The organism is Paenibacillus sp. FSL M8-0142, from assembly GCF_038597315.1.
In the GTDB taxonomy this organism is placed as follows: Bacteria; Bacillota; Bacilli; order Paenibacillales; family Paenibacillaceae; genus Paenibacillus_AQ; species Paenibacillus_AQ lactis.
The window spans coordinates 1,403,028-1,417,552 of record NZ_CP152008.1; the positions used below are offsets into that span (position 1 = coordinate 1,403,028).

General features: G+C 51.7%; 13 protein-coding genes. All 13 read left to right on the plus strand.

Translation table 11 applies throughout. The annotated features are described in order from the left end of the window. The first annotated feature begins 84 nt into the window (after positions 1 to 84). The 13 genes from NSQ46_RS06590 to NSQ46_RS06650 all read left to right on the plus strand — a co-directional run bounded on the left by NSQ46_RS06590 (position 85) and on the right by NSQ46_RS06650 (position 14,481). Positions 85 to 840: a 3D domain-containing protein gene (locus tag NSQ46_RS06590; RefSeq protein WP_007127285.1), complete on the plus strand. Its 756-nt coding sequence runs from the start codon at positions 85 to 87 to the stop codon at positions 838 to 840. A gap of 147 nt (positions 841 to 987) precedes the next feature. Beyond that, on the plus strand, positions 988 to 1,287 hold the full coding sequence (locus tag NSQ46_RS06595; RefSeq protein ID WP_007127286.1) for a hypothetical protein: 300 nt from the start codon (positions 988 to 990) through the stop codon (positions 1,285 to 1,287). A 314-nt stretch (positions 1,288 to 1,601) separates the two neighbouring features. Beyond that, a complete protein-coding gene (gene liaF / locus NSQ46_RS06600) occupies positions 1,602 to 2,780 on the plus strand; it encodes a cell wall-active antibiotics response protein LiaF (RefSeq protein ID WP_210094413.1) in 1,179 nt (392 codons plus the stop codon). Positions 2,781 to 2,784: 4 nt separating this feature from the next. After that, on the plus strand, positions 2,785 to 3,885 hold the full coding sequence (locus NSQ46_RS06605) for a sensor histidine kinase (RefSeq protein WP_007127288.1): 1,101 nt from the start codon (positions 2,785 to 2,787) through the stop codon (positions 3,883 to 3,885). Then, positions 3,885 to 4,544 (plus strand): response regulator transcription factor, encoded by a 660-nt coding sequence (locus NSQ46_RS06610; protein ID WP_028403794.1) that lies wholly within the window; start codon positions 3,885 to 3,887, stop codon positions 4,542 to 4,544. The genes NSQ46_RS06605 and NSQ46_RS06610 overlap by 1 nt, the downstream gene beginning before the upstream one ends. A gap of 147 nt (positions 4,545 to 4,691) precedes the next feature. Then, positions 4,692 to 6,341 carry a trypsin-like peptidase domain-containing protein gene (locus NSQ46_RS06615; protein ID WP_342576501.1) on the plus strand — a complete coding sequence of 550 codons (1,650 nt, stop codon included), beginning with the start codon at positions 4,692 to 4,694 and terminating at the stop codon, positions 6,339 to 6,341. Positions 6,342 to 6,472: 131 nt separating this feature from the next. Continuing rightward, a complete protein-coding gene (locus NSQ46_RS06620; RefSeq protein WP_007127291.1) occupies positions 6,473 to 7,159 on the plus strand; it encodes a response regulator transcription factor in 687 nt (228 codons plus the stop codon). Positions 7,160 to 7,161: 2 nt separating this feature from the next. Further along, positions 7,162 to 8,607, plus strand: a complete 1,446-nt coding sequence (locus tag NSQ46_RS06625; RefSeq protein WP_007127292.1) for a HAMP domain-containing sensor histidine kinase — start codon at positions 7,162 to 7,164, stop codon at positions 8,605 to 8,607. A 52-nt stretch (positions 8,608 to 8,659) separates the two neighbouring features. Further along, entirely contained in the window at positions 8,660 to 9,616 is a 957-nt protein-coding gene (locus tag NSQ46_RS06630; RefSeq protein ID WP_028403797.1) for a 4-hydroxy-3-methylbut-2-enyl diphosphate reductase, read from the plus strand. A 201-nt stretch (positions 9,617 to 9,817) separates the two neighbouring features. Beyond that, positions 9,818 to 10,291, plus strand: a complete 474-nt coding sequence (gene tnpA, locus NSQ46_RS06635) for an IS200/IS605 family transposase (protein WP_213613863.1) — start codon at positions 9,818 to 9,820, stop codon at positions 10,289 to 10,291. A 422-nt stretch (positions 10,292 to 10,713) separates the two neighbouring features. Then, positions 10,714 to 11,670 carry an ABC transporter permease subunit gene (locus tag NSQ46_RS06640; protein ID WP_007127294.1) on the plus strand — a complete coding sequence of 319 codons (957 nt, stop codon included), beginning with the start codon at positions 10,714 to 10,716 and terminating at the stop codon, positions 11,668 to 11,670. A 31-nt stretch (positions 11,671 to 11,701) separates the two neighbouring features. Beyond that, the gene (locus NSQ46_RS06645) at positions 11,702 to 12,598 is read left to right on the plus strand and encodes a carbohydrate ABC transporter permease (protein WP_007127295.1); all 897 of its coding nucleotides are present in this window, start codon (positions 11,702 to 11,704) and stop codon (positions 12,596 to 12,598) included. Positions 12,599 to 12,798: 200 nt separating this feature from the next. Then, on the plus strand, positions 12,799 to 14,481 hold the full coding sequence (locus tag NSQ46_RS06650) for an extracellular solute-binding protein (RefSeq protein ID WP_210094411.1): 1,683 nt from the start codon (positions 12,799 to 12,801) through the stop codon (positions 14,479 to 14,481). Positions 14,482 to 14,525 lie beyond the last annotated feature (44 nt).

The following is a 14,525-nucleotide window of genomic DNA, read 5'->3' on the forward strand; positions in this document are numbered from 1 at the left end:
AATCGTAAACTGCAGATCCCTCTGTTATGATGTATATTTCATTCGGGATGTGGGAACCCTCGCTATTAAGGGGGAGGTACTCACATGATCAAATGGAAAACATGGCAGAGGGTTCTTTGCGGTTCCGTTCTGTCAGCTTTGATATTCAGCACATGGACATCTTCAGCGAAAGCCTACAATACCATTTTAAGCGAATCATACAGCAGGATCGATAGCAGTCCTATTTACGAAGGTTCAAGGAAAGGGGAAGTCCGGGGCTCGGAGTACGTAGATCTGTCCGTGTTTTATGCCATGCGTGCCGCCGGCTTATCCGATTTGAGCCGGTATATTACCTTGCCCGAAACGGCGCCGAAGAAAACCGGGCCTGCGAAGAGGCGGGCATCCTCCATGCCGGTGCTTGCACCGCCGGAGGATCAGGTGCTTCATACGGTAAAAGTGACGGCAACAGGCTATACGGCAGGATACGAATCGACGGGCAAGAAACCGGGCCACCCGCAATACGGAATTACCTATTCCGGCGTTAAGGTCAAGCGGGATAAAAACACGCTGTCCACAATCGCCGCAGATCCTGATGTGTTTCCGCTTGGAAGCATCCTGTACATTCCGGGCTACGGCTATGGGATCGTTGCTGATATCGGATCGGCGATCAAAGGCCGGAAGATCGACCTGTATTTTGCTACAACCAAGCAGGTGTTCCAGGAGTGGGGAAAGAAGGATGTCGAGGTTCAGGTCATTAAGCAGGGCAGCGGCAAATGTACGGAGCAGATGCTGAGAACGTTTGGCAATGCGATCGAGACGTACCGGTTTCTGCCGTCCTCGGTGCTCGAGGAAGCGATCTAAAGAGCATTCCGAAACATCGATTTGAGCCGGGAGTTCACCTCGCGGAATTTCAGAATAAGGTCACCCTGTTCATCACATACTACATTTCGGGGGGCAAGAACCCCTGAAGAGGATGAAGGTATCGATAAGAACAGGGAGGTGAACATTGTGCCTAAAAAGAACAAAGTGCAAGAGAACTACCAAACTCCGAACGAAAAGTTCAACGCCGAGTTCGCTGAAGATACCAGCGGAATCAAGAGCAACCCTAAGGGGAACGCTAAAGTTCAGGAGAATTTCCAAACACCGAACGAAAAGTTCAACGCTGAGTTCGCTGAAGATACCAGCGGAATTAAAAGCAACCCTAAGGGGAACGCTAAAGTTCAGGAGAACTACAAAAAACCGAACGAGAAGTTTGACGCCGAGTTTGGTGAACTGAACCAGCCAGGCGACCACCCGACGAACCGCTAACCATTCATTATGGTAGATCGTTCGAGTTCAGATAAAAAGACCTTCGCCTAGGCGGAGGTCTTTTTTTTTGTAGATCCTAGATAGTATATAATCTTCGGAAGATGTGCTGCCCGGCACCGCAAGAAAAACTAACGCTAAACGGTCAGTCTTCTTTAAGAGTACGTCGATAGACGTTTTTCTTATGACAAGCCCAGAAATATCCAGCGCCTCGGTCTCGAGACCGAGAATAGTTTCATCCCGGCGCCGCTAACCGATTTCCCCCATCATGTAGTACACTGTAGGTAAGCTACAAATAGAACTACGAAAGCAAGGGGATGACCATGAGTAGAAAAGGGTGGAGCAAGCTCAGCAGCGGTTTGCTGCTCATCGGGATCGGTGTATTGTTTCTTCTCAATCAGATGAATATTGTAGATGTGGATCTCGGATATATTTTCTCAACCTTCTGGCCGGTGTTCATCATTTGGTTCGGACTGCAGAGCTTGATTTATGCACGCGGAGGAGGGCTGTGGGGGGCCGTCGTTCCGCTGATCATCGGCTTCTACTTCCTGGGCCGCAATTTGGGGGTTGTCGACTTTTCCTTCGGCGATCTGATTAAATACGCGATCCCGCTTATATTGATCGGATTCGGTCTGCAGGTGATTTTTAATCCGAAGCATCAAGCACCGCCGCCGTCCCCGCCCAAGCCTGACGATTTCACCTCCTCACGGGGAGAGGGCTATCATGATCTGCCAGAGCCGCCGGAGGCACAGCCGTTGGATTCTTCTTTGGATGAGGAATTCGAGCGCAGATTCGGAAAGCAGGACAGCATGGACAAGACCGACAAGGGCCGCATGAGCGGTATGGGCGGCGGAGCAGAACGGAAGACAAGGCACAACGAATCGGTTAAGGGATACCGCTGGCAGGGCAATCATCATGCGGATCAACGGAATGAAGAACATGGCGGTGAACGGGACGATCGCAGAAAATATCGGGATTATATCGGTATGGATGGCCGGGATTCACAATACGGGAGTGCTTACGGTCCAAACGAGCACGACCCTAATGATCATGGCCCATACGGCCGTTACGGCCATGACGGTCATTATGGACACCATCATGGACATTCCAATCATGATACGGTGAACAAGTCCTCTTTTATCGGGGATGTGCATATGGGCAAGGATTATTTTCAGCTCAAGCCGACGAATATTTCCCAGTTTATCGGCGACACGGTGCTTGATTTAACCAAAGCCCAGATCCCTTACGGGGAAACCAAAATCAATATCTCCGCATTCATCGGCGATGTCAAAGTGTTCGTTCCGAATGACTCGGATGTCGGGATCCATGTATCGACCAGCTCATTCATCGGCGATATGAAGGTGCTGGAGGAGAAGCGGAGCGGGTTTATGGGAAGCACCGGTCTGGAAAGCCCGTATTACAGGGAAGCGGGCAAGAAAATTCGAATCAATGTCAGCGTCTTTATCGGTGACGTTAAAGTGAACAAGGTAGGGTAACGCCATGGGATTTTTAAAGAACACAAAATGGATCATCATGGTCAATTTCCTTCTGATTGGAGCCGGAGTCGCTGTATTCCTGTATGCAGCGGACCGAACCGGTTCTATACATATAATAGATAACCGGCTGTGGTTCGTTTACGCGGCCGGTGTCATTCTGTTTTCGGGCATCGCCGGGTACATCGCAGGCCAGCGAATTCAGCGGCCGCTCGATCTTCTTCATCTAAATATGCTTCAGGCAGCGAAGGGCAATTTGACGGTTCGGCTGCCTGTCATTGAGGATGGTTCGTTTTCCAGAGTATATGATGAATTTAACGGCATGATCGAGGCGTTGGAGAAGAAGGTAAAGATACTGCAGCGGCTGGGCGAACAGGAAGTGATGGAGAAGGAAATCGCGGCTGAAGCCGCCGTCCTGGAGGAGCGGCGCCGAATGGCGCGCGATCTGCATGATACGGTTAGCCAGCAGCTCTTCGCCATCCACATGTCGGCCTCCTCGCTGCCGGCCGTACTGAAGCGGAACCCGGAGCATGGGGATCAGGTGCTTGGACAGCTTATCGAGATGTCGCACATCGCACAGAAGCAAATGCGGGCATTGATTGCACAGCTGCGCCCGGTTGAGCTGGAGGGTCGAACGCTTGAGGAAGCGCTTGAGAAATGGTTCCCCGACTACTGTCGTCAAAATGGTCTAAAAGGCATGAAGGACGTGGAGCTGTACGGCGGCGTGTCGGAGGCGATCGAGCACCAGCTGTTCTTGATCATACAGGAGGCGGTTGCCAACATTGTCAAGCACGCGGGTGCGGGGCTTGTCAGCATGTCGCTGCGGGAAGACCAGAAACGGGTCGTGCTCAGCATCAGCGATGATGGCGTCGGATTCGACGAGATTGCCGGAAGACAGGGCTCTTATGGACTTTCAACCATGCGCGAGCGGGCGGAGAAGCTTGGCGGGCAGGTCGAGATTATCAGCAAAAAGGGAGCAGGTACGACTGTTAGAGTCAATATCCCTCTGTTTGAAGACGAGAACGGACATGAAGATAGCGGCAAGGATCAGACGGAACGGGAAGTACCGGCAGGCGCCGGCGCATTGGAAAGGGGAGCGGAAGAATAATGAGTGGTGTAATTCGAGTACTGCTGGCTGATGATCATGATATGGTGCGGATGGGGCTAAAAACATACTTGTCGCTTGATCCCGGCTTTGAGGTGATCGGCGAGGCGGCGAACGGGCAAGAGGTTATTGACATGCTGCGCAGCGCGGATGACAGCTCCAGACCGGATCTGATTTTGATGGATTTAATGATGCCGGTTATGAACGGAGCGGAGACGACGCGGGCGGTGATGTCGGAGTTTCCCGAGCAGAAGATCGTCATTCTGACCAGCTTTCTCGAAGATGATCTGGTCGTGGAGTGTATTGAGGCGGGCGCGGTCAGCTATGTGCTGAAGACGGTATCCGCCGATGAGCTGATCTATGCCCTTCAGGGGGCGTTCAGGGGCATGCCGGTCATGACGAAGGACGTTTCGGAAGCGTTGACCCGGGGAATCCGGCGGCATATGGTGAATGAAGACGAGTCCGGATTGACCGAGAGAGAGCGGGAAGTTCTGCTGCTCATCGCCGAAGGAAAGAGCAACAAGGAGATCGGGGAGGAGCTGCATATCAGCATTAAAACCGTCAAAACCCATGTCAGCAACCTGCTGATGAAGTGTGAGCTGGAGGACCGGACCCAGCTTGCGATTTATGCCCACCGGAAGGGCTGGGTCAAATCGTCTTAAGCGAGGGAAGCTAAATCCCGTCTGATAAGGTTTTTATCTGCCTTTTAATTGTTTTTAAGGTACTATTAAGGTTTATAGTACACAATAAAGACAGTTAATCAATGAAACCGCTTGGAAGCAGGCGATTCAAATAGGAGGTAAACACCCATGGACGATCCAAGAAAGCGATATGGCTATCCAGATGATGAGCGAGCGAGCAACGAACCCGGCAATGAGCCGAACAGACAAGAGGAGCCATCCTCGGGCAGCTCTTCATACTACTATTCGTACGGACCCTTTCAGTCCCTATCCAATGAGGGAGGCAACGAGCCAACCGAGGAAAGCCCGTATCGGAGACGGGAATCCCAAGAGGTTGAGGTTACGGCACCGCAGCCCGTAAAGCCGATTCCGTCTTCCGGCTATGCCCAATCGCAATCGGCCGGACAACAGGGCGGCAGCGGGGGACCGTCGGACGCCGTGACAAGGAATACGCAGTGGAACTACAGCTCCAAGCCGAAAACGTCGGTCAAAACAGTGCTGCTGTCCTTTCTCGCAGGCGTCATCGTCATCTCTAGCCTGATGTTTGCGGCAGATCGGACGAATCTGTTCACGCCGGACGCGGCCTTCTCATCCGAACAGCCGTCTCAGGAAACGGCGGCGCCTGTCGATAGCAACGGTAACGGCAACGACAGCGCGACAACGGCATCCGCGATGATTCCAACCAACCAAGGGGACGTTTCGGCTGTCGTGGATGAAGCCGGCCCTGCCGTTGTCTTGATCGAAACGCTGGTCAACAGCCGCAGCGGGCAAAGCTCCAATCCGAGTCTGAATGATCCATTCTGGTATTTCTTCGGCGGGGGCCCGTCCAGTCAGCAGGAAGACAGCGGCAATAGCGGCAACAGCGGTAACGGCGGCAGTCAGCAGCTCGTGCCTTCGGGTCTCGGCTCCGGCTTCATATTCGATAAGTCCGGTTACATTCTGACGAACGAGCACGTTATTCACGGCGCCGACGTCATTCAAGTTACGGTTCAAGGAACCAAGAAGCCGTATGAAGCCAAGCTGCTCGGCTCCAGCTACGAGCTCGACCTGGCCGTGCTGAAGATTGAAGGGGATAACTTCCCGGCGGTTAAGCTGGGCGACTCCGATTCCCTGAAAGTCGGCGAATGGCTGGTGGCGATCGGCAACCCGAAAGGGTTCGATCATACCGTAACCGCCGGCGTGTTAAGCTCCAAAGAGCGCGAAATCGATATTCCAGGAACGAATGGGGAAGAGGACCGCAACTATCAGCACCTGCTGCAGACGGATGCCTCGATCAACCCGGGAAACTCCGGCGGGCCGCTCTTGAATCTGAAGGGTGAAGTGATCGGGATGAACGTGGCCGTCAGCGCGGAAGCGCAGGGCATCGGCTTTGCGATTCCGTCCAGCACGATTAAGGAAGTGCTGGAATACCTGAAGAACAACCAGGAAGTTCCGAAAGAGCCGGAACCGTTTATCGGAGCGGAGCTGGCAACCGTCACGCCGCAAATTGCACAGCAGCTTGGCTCGAAGGTAACCGAAGGCTCTTACGTCAATCGCGTCGTATTCCGCTCGCCGGCGTATGAAGCCGACCTTCGCCAATATGACATCATCATTGGCGTGGATGGTGAGAAATACCCGACGCATACCGATCTGGTCGAATTCATTCAATCGAAGAAGGTCGGCGATAAAATTACGCTTAACGTCGACCGCAACGGCAAGAAAATCGACCTGCCGCTGACGATTGGGGACAGAAACGAGTTTGAGGCTTCCCTTCAACAGCAGCAGCAACAGCAGCCGTAAGCATTGATATAGAAGCGCTACAAGCGGAAGGGTGGATTCCCTTCCGCTTGTCTTGTGCTTGGACCGGCCGATATAATGGATTGTAAATGACGTAACAATTGAGATGCTAGCAGATAGAGGAGATGTCGCCGATGCGGTCCCGAATTTTAATCGTGGATGATGATGAGAAAATTATTTCGATGCTTCGAAGAGGATTGGCCTTCGAAGGTTATGATGTGTTGACGGCCTCGAACGGGGCCGAAGGCTTGAAGCTGATTTTGAGCGAAGATCCGGATGTGGTCGTGCTGGATGTCATGATGCCCCAAGTCGATGGATTTGAAGCGCTGAGAAGGCTTCGTGAAGGGGGCAGCACGGTGCCGGTGCTGATGCTGACCGCGAAAGACGAAGTCGAGAACCGCGTGAAGGGGCTCGATACCGGCGCGGATGATTATTTGGTCAAGCCGTTTGCGCTGGAGGAGCTGCTCGCTCGCGTGCGCGCGCTCTTGCGGCGTAAAACAGGGGAGGACTCAGCCTCTCAGCGGCTGACCTTCGAGGACCTTGTTATGGACACCGATGCCAGGGAGGTCATCCGGGCGGGACAGCGGCTGGAATTGACCGCGAAGGAGTTCGAGCTGCTCCATCTGTTTATGCAGAACCCGAAGCGGGTGCTATCCCGCGATTTGATCATGGATAAAATATGGGGCTACGATTACAGCGGGGAATCCAATGTGCTGGAGGTCTACATCGCCATGCTCCGGCAGAAGACTGAGGAACATGGAGGGAAGCGGCTGATCCAGACGATCCGCGGTGCTGGCTACATTCTAAGAGGTGACAATTAAATATGTCCATTCGTTTAAGGCTGACCGCTTGGTATACCGGAATTCTGTTTGTGACGCTGCTGATATTCAGCTCAGCGGTATACGGCTTTGTGCATTTGTACACGTATGAGGAACTGAAACAGAGGATTGTCAAACAATCAGGCGAGATGGAGCTTGGAACCGACGGCTATGAAGTGTTTCCTAGTCGTGATACAGCCGACCGGCTCGAAGCTGCTGATTTATTTATGCAGACATCGACTACGGAAAGACCGACATGGCGCTCTGATAATATGATCTTTAGCGAGGTTCAGTTTGATATTCCTCCTGCCGACAATATAAAAAAATACGACAATAAGTTTACACGCATGAATATCAACGGAAACTCTTTTCTTGTATATCAAAAAGCATTATTTAAAAACCCTAATCAAACCATCTTGTGGCTTCAGATTGGTGCTAATACTAGGCTAATCGACCAAACGCTGGACCGGCTCCAGTCGATTCTGATCATGGGTTCGGCCGCAACGCTGGTGATTGCTTCCACCTTCGGTCTGTTCTTGGCGCGTAAATCGATGAATCCGATCGGCAAAGTGACCGAGGCCGCAGAACATATCCAGAAGGGAACGGACCTTAGCGTCCGGATTGAGTACGACGGACCGCAGGACGAAATCGGACAGTTGATCGGCACCTTTAACGCGATGCTCGAGCGAACTGAAGGGTTCTATAAGGAGCTGGAGGATGCCTATGCCGCCCAGCGGCGTTTCGTCTCCGACGCTTCCCATGAGCTTCGCACCCCGCTGACCACGATCCGCGGCAACGTCGACCTGCTGCAGAAGATGTGGACGGCGGAGCAAGGCGAACGAATGGATATGGATGATGAAATGATCAAGCAAATATCGATCGAAGCGGTTGGGGACATCTCAGATGAGGCCAAACGCATGAGCCGGCTCGTGAACGATATGCTGTCTCTTGCCCGCGCGGATACCGGTCAGACCTTCGAACTGTCGCCGATTCCTTTGCAGCCGCTCGTTGAGGAGGTTGCGCGGCGGGCACAGTTTCTGGAGAAGACGGCGGAATGGCATGTTGGCCGGCTGTCGGTTCTGAACGGGGTGTATGTCGAGGGGAACAAAGATTATTTGCAGCAGATGCTGTTCATATTTATCGAAAATGCATTCAAGTATACGCCGGAAGGTGAGGTCAGTCTGGACGCGGTTCTGTACAAGGGGCAGGTCGGTCTGAGGATTTCGGATACCGGAATCGGGATGGACAAGGACGAGGTGCCGTTCATCTTCGAACGGTTCTACCGCGCGGACCAGTCTCGAGGCGTTACCGCCGGAACGGGCCTTGGGCTCTCGATTGCCAAGTGGATCATCGATGAGCACAAGGGCTCGGTCGAGGTCGTTACCCGCAGAGGGGAAGGCAGCACGTTCATTGTATGGCTGCCGGTCGTCTTTGCTCCTCCCCTGGAATAGGGTATAATGGTCTATGAACCTAAGGAATACAACGCGAAAGCAGGTGAGGATCATCGAAGTCATCAAAATATCGCCGAGAGGTTACTGCTACGGCGTCGTGGATGCCATGGTGCTGGCACGTCAGGCCGCCCAGAACCTGGATCTTCCCCGGCCTATTTATATACTGGGCATGATTGTGCACAACAGTCATGTCACGCAATCTTTTGAGGATGAGGGCATCATTACGCTGGACGGTCCGAACCGGATGGAAATATTGAAGCAGGTGGACAGCGGGACGGTTATCTTTACCGCACACGGCGTTTCGCCGGAGGTTCGCAAGCTTGCCCGGGATAAAGGGCTGACCACGCTGGATGCGACGTGCCCGGACGTGACGAAGACCCATGATTTGATTCGGGATAAGGTTGCGGACGGATACGAAATTATTTATATCGGCAAGAAAGGCCACCCCGAGCCCGAAGGGGCGATCGGTATCGCGCCTGAGCATGTCCATCTGATCGAGAAGGAAGAGGAGATTGATCAGCTTGAGGTGGACGCATCCCGGATCATCATCACGAACCAGACCACGATGAGCCAATGGGATATCAAGCATATTATGAAGCGCCTGCTGGAGAAATTCCCGGGTGCCGAAATCCATAACGAGATTTGCCTGGCGACGCAGGTGCGGCAGGAGGCCGTAGCGGAGCAGGCAGGGCAAGCGGACCTCGTCATCGTGGTGGGCGATCCTCGAAGCAACAACTCGAACCGGCTTGCTCAAGTCTCCGAGGAAATTGCCGGCGTTCCCGCGCACCGGATCGGCGATGTGACCGAGCTGAAGCGCGAGTGGCTTGAAGGCATAAGCAAGGTGGCGGTCACCTCGGGCGCCTCGACGCCGACGCCGATCACCAAAGAAGTCATCGCATACCTTGAGCAGTATGAGCATGACAAACCGGAAACTTGGGAAATCAAGCGTACGGTGAACATGAGCAAGCTGCTGCCTCCGGTACGTGCGAAAAGCAAGACGCAAGCTTAAGTACCATAGATATTTATGAAGAAGCCATTGCGGTAATTTCGCAATGGCTTTTTTTCTTGCGGCTTTAGCCAGTTGAGCTCGCGAAGCGTGCGAAACAAAAAACCACCCGCTATGCGGGTGGAGGGATCGAGGGTTTGACCAACAAGACCATTCCGATAAAATTGAGATGTTCAGGCTCAATAATGAAAGGAATGGTCTTAGATGGCAAACAAGAGCTATAGTTTAGCTCACACGAAGTGGATGTGCAAGTACCACATTGTGTTCACCCCGAAGTATAGACGGAAAGAGATTTATAATCAAGTGAGGAAAGACTTAATCGAAATTTTCAAACGATTATGCAAATACAAGGGAGTGGAGATAATCGAAGGTCACATGATGCCCGATCATGTACATATGTTGGTAGCAATTCCCCCAAAAATCTCAGTATCATCATTTATGGGATACCTGAAGGGGAAAAGCTCACTCATGATATTCGAGAAGCATGCTACCTTGAAGTATAAATATGGTAATCGAAAATTTTGGGCGGAGGGATACTACGTCAGCACAGTGGGCTTGAATGAAGCCACCGTGGCAAAATATATCCGTGAGCAAGAAGCACACGACCAGGCAATTGATAAACTGAGTGTGAAAGAGTATGAAGACCCATTCAGCAAAAACAGTAGCAAGAAGAAGTAAACCAGTTAAACTGGTAAGTGAAAGTGACAAATTACACTGAGCCTGAACAATTTTATTGTCAGGCTAGCGTCTTTAGGCGCAGTTTGGCAACAAGGGGTTATACCCCAAGAGCAAACCACCCGTTTGACGGGTGGTTCTGATTTGTGCCAAACCGTTGTTTATGCCACCCGGATGCTGCTAGAAGCTCGTTGAATAATATCAATTTTCTTTAAACCGGGGGTAGTAAGAAGTAATTTACCGATGAAGGGGCCGCGACATGCTGCCCTCCTAAGAGTCCTTTAAGGGCTCTTTTTTCATTTGGATGCATTTCGATTGAATATTATCATTTTTCGTTGATCAGGCAAATATTCATGATCGCCTCTTTCAACTAGAATGATAGACATTAGAGATACTTCATGGCATAAACATACGGGGGGTTGGAGATGGCACAAATATCCGTTAAGCAGGAACCTGTTCCTAAACGGAAGAAAGACAATTTGCTTGTTCGCTTTGCCAAACAGTGGGACATCCAGCTTATGGTGCTTCCCGCGCTCGCGCTGATTTTTATATTCAGCTATATCCCGATGTACGGGATTTTGATGGCGTTCCAGGACTACAACATTTTCAAAGGCATGGGCGACAGCCCTTGGGCGGGTCTGAAGCATTTCCGGATGTTCTTTGAATCTCCTGAATTCATGAACGTCATGCGCAATACGATCGTCATCAGTTTGCTCAAATTTCTAATTGGCTTCCCGGCGCCGATCATCTTGGCGCTGATGCTGAACGAGGTCCGGCACATGTTCTTCAAACGCTTGGTGCAGACCGTCAGCTATCTGCCTCACTTCTTATCCTGGGTTATCGTATCAGGGTTCGTCATTTCCCTGTTGTCCACGGATAACGGGAGCGTAAATATTTTGCTGATGAAGCTGAACCTGATCGAAGAGCCGATCAACTTCCTGTCCTTGCCGGAATACTTCTGGACCATTCTTGTAACGACGGGAGTTTGGAAAGAAATCGGTTTCTCGTCGATCGTATATTTGGCAGCCGTAGCGGGAGTGGATCCGCATATGTACGAAGCGGCTGACATGGATGGAGCCAGCAAGTTCCGCCAGATTTTCACCATTACACTGCCTTCGATCATGCCGGTGGTTGTCATCTTCATGATTCTTGCGATCGGCAACCTGTTGACTGCCGGGTTTGAAGACATCTTGCTCTTGGCAAAGAACCCTGTGCTTAGAGAGGTGTCCGATGTTATTGATACATATGTTTACCGGATCGGTATCGAAAACTCCCGGTTCTCCTATGCAACGGCTGTAGGCTTGTTCAAAGCGGTAATCAGCGTGATGCTTCTGACGATCGCCAACCTGATTGCACGCAGATCGGGCAACAGTCTATGGTAAACGAACATTGTGATGAAGGGAGCGGGTAGATTTGGTACGATTAGGATTCGGTGACCGCGTCATGCAGGTTGTCATCTATATCTTGCTTGCATTGTTGGCTTTTGTGACCTTTTATCCGTTTTGGAACGGACTTGTCATATCATTGAATTCCGGTTCGGATACCGCCCTGGGCGGAGTGACTTTCTGGCCGAGAGATTTTACGCTGGAGAACTATGAAATCGTCTTCCAGGACAAACGGCTGCTGAACGGCTTCGGCATATCCGTAGCCCGGACCGTGGTCGGTACGATCAGCTCGATTTTGGTGACGTCGATCTTTGCTTACGGGATGACAAAGCGCGAGCTTATCGGACGCAAATATTACATGGTGATGTGCATCATTACCATGTACTTCGGGGGCGGCTTGATTCCGACGTTCATGCTCGTCCGCAGTCTGGGTCTGATGGATTCCTTCTGGGTGTTCATTATTCCGAGCTTGGTAAGCGTGTGGAACATGATCATATTCCGAACCTTCTTCCAAGGGCTTCCGAACGGGCTGGAGGAGTCTGCCAAGATTGACGGCGCAGGCAATTGGGGGATTTACTTCCGGATTATCCTGCCGCTGTCCGGTCCCGTTATCGCGACACTATCCCTGTTTACAGCCGTGGCGCACTGGAACGAGTGGTTCTTGCCGAGTATCTACATTACGAAGGAAGAGCTTCTGCCGATTCAGACGATTCTGCGTCAAATTCTGAATTCGAACATCATGTCCGAGCAGATGAGCCAGCTCGATTCCTCGTCGGCGGCAGCGCTGTCGAGAATGCAGAGCGTAACGACCAAATCGTTGTCCATGGCAACAATGATCGTGGCAACCTTGCCGATTATTATGGTGTATCCGTTTGTACAGAAGCACTTTGTAAAGGGTGTACTGGTAGGTTCATTGAAAGAGTAGAACCCGAGAGTCTTTGCAAATATTCAAAGAGCGGCTTTCAATCGGCAATATGCAGGGTGAAATGGTTTGGTTCATCTATCTATTGGACCTGGAAGCCGCTGGAATCGGATTTTGCATAATCCTGAGCATCTAAACATGTTGTTTGAAGCATTCGCTTTAGACATAAATATCAAGTGGAAATACGAAAGGGGAATTAGAGAATGAGGTTGAGAAAGAAATCTCTGACCACATCGATGACCGCTTTGCTGGCGGCAGCGCTGATGCTGTCGGCATGTGGCGGCGGCGGTGGCAACGGCGGGACGAAGACGTCCGATCCGGCTCCTAGCACGGGCGGCGATACGGGCACGCCGACAGAGCAAGCGTCCGACAGCAAGTACGTGCTGGGTGAGCAGCCGCTTGAGTTCAGCTTCTATGGTCATTACGATTGGTATACGATGCCTCCTTGGGGTGAGGACGACGCTTCCAAATGGATTAAAGAGAACAAAAAAGTCGATGTTAAAGCGATTAACTCCCAAGGCAACGCGCAGCAAAAATTCAATACGATGATCGCGTCCAAAGAGCTTCCGGACGTTATCTGGCTCGATCGCGGTCCAGACGTGGAGAAGCTCAGAGAGGCGGATATGCTCGTGCCTTTCGATGAGTATTTGGATAAATATCCGAATCTGAAGGAATGGCTCGGCGAAGCCGGGATCAATATGCTTCGTTCCGATGACGGGAAGCTGTATCAGTTCCCGAACTGGTATACGAGCCAGCCGAACGGCAACGCCGGTTACGTCGTGAACAAGAAGATTTACAAGGAGCTTGGAGAGCCGAAGCTCGAGACGACCGAAGATTTGGCGAATTACTTGGCGGCCGTCAAGGCGAAGTACGGCAATGAAGTCGTACCGTTCGAGCCGGGCATTGAAGGCCAAGGGATCGATGTATTGTACTCCGCATTCAAGGAAGATGCGCTGACTCGCTGGATCGCGATCCGCGGCGTGCCAAACGGCGACAAGCTGACCTCGATCTTCACCGATCCGACGTATCGCGAGTCGATGCAGTATGCGGCGAAGCTGTTCCGCGACAAGCTGATTTCGCAGGATGCCCTGACCCAAACGAACGACCAGGTTAAAGAAAAAGTAATGACGGGCCGTGTTGCAGTCTACGCTGCATCAAGCCCGACGGAAAATGCGATGAATGCTCATGCCGAGCTGGCCAAGAAAGATCCGAACGGCGGTTATTTCATGATCTGGCCGATTGCTAAGGAAGGTCTGGATAAGAACAAAATTTATCCGGGTACCTATACGCAGCTGGGCTGGAACGTAAGCGTCATTACGAAAAGCGCGAAAGATCCGGAAGCCATCTTTGCTTTCCTGGATTGGTATACCGGTCCTGAAGGACAAAGCGTCCAAATGTGGGGCCCTCCAGGCGGATATTGGGACGGATTTGAGGAAGACGGAAAGACACCGAAGTTTACTGAGAAGTATATAACGGATGCAGAAGGTCTGGCTAAGCTTCAAGCAACAACAACGAATATCCAATGGAACGGTAATACCGTATTCGTCGACACCGCAAAAGCGAAGTACGAAAGCACACTGCCTGAAGAGCAGCGCAACTGGTCGACTCGCTGGCAGTACGAAATAACATGGAAAACGCAAGCGAACGCAACGGAATTCATTAACCTGGATCCGTCACCTGAAAGCGAAGAAGGAATTATTCGTCAACGTATCGAAGATATCTATACCGAAGCTAGAGCGAAGGCTCTGTTTGCGAAGGACGATGCCGAAGTGTTGGCCGTGCTGGATAAGGCAGAAGCCGATGCTCAAGCAGCAGGCTACGAGAAGCTTCTTGCTTTCAAAACCGAAAGATGGCAAGCAAACCTCGCCAAGATGAACGGCCAATAATACCATATGGAATACCGAAAGGGTATGCTGCGGATGCAGTATAC

What these genes read in the sequence shown, in the direction of transcription:
- NSQ46_RS06590 (WP_007127285.1), top strand. Translation starts at nt 85, where the DNA reads ATGATCAAATGGAAAACATGGCAGAGGGTTCTTTGCGGTTCCGTTCTG.
- liaF (WP_210094413.1), top strand. Translation starts at nt 1,602, where the DNA reads ATGACCATGAGTAGAAAAGGGTGGAGCAAGCTCAGCAGCGGTTTGCTG.
- NSQ46_RS06605 (WP_007127288.1), top strand. Translation starts at nt 2,785, where the DNA reads ATGGGATTTTTAAAGAACACAAAATGGATCATCATGGTCAATTTCCTT.
- NSQ46_RS06610 (WP_028403794.1), top strand. Translation starts at nt 3,885, where the DNA reads ATGAGTGGTGTAATTCGAGTACTGCTGGCTGATGATCATGATATGGTG.
- NSQ46_RS06615 (WP_342576501.1), top strand. Translation starts at nt 4,692, where the DNA reads ATGGACGATCCAAGAAAGCGATATGGCTATCCAGATGATGAGCGAGCG.
- NSQ46_RS06620 (WP_007127291.1), top strand. Translation starts at nt 6,473, where the DNA reads ATGCGGTCCCGAATTTTAATCGTGGATGATGATGAGAAAATTATTTCG.
- NSQ46_RS06625 (WP_007127292.1), top strand. Translation starts at nt 7,162, where the DNA reads ATGTCCATTCGTTTAAGGCTGACCGCTTGGTATACCGGAATTCTGTTT.
- tnpA (WP_213613863.1), top strand. Translation starts at nt 9,818, where the DNA reads ATGGCAAACAAGAGCTATAGTTTAGCTCACACGAAGTGGATGTGCAAG.
- NSQ46_RS06640 (WP_007127294.1), top strand. Translation starts at nt 10,714, where the DNA reads ATGGCACAAATATCCGTTAAGCAGGAACCTGTTCCTAAACGGAAGAAA.
- NSQ46_RS06650 (WP_210094411.1), top strand. Translation starts at nt 12,799, where the DNA reads ATGAGGTTGAGAAAGAAATCTCTGACCACATCGATGACCGCTTTGCTG.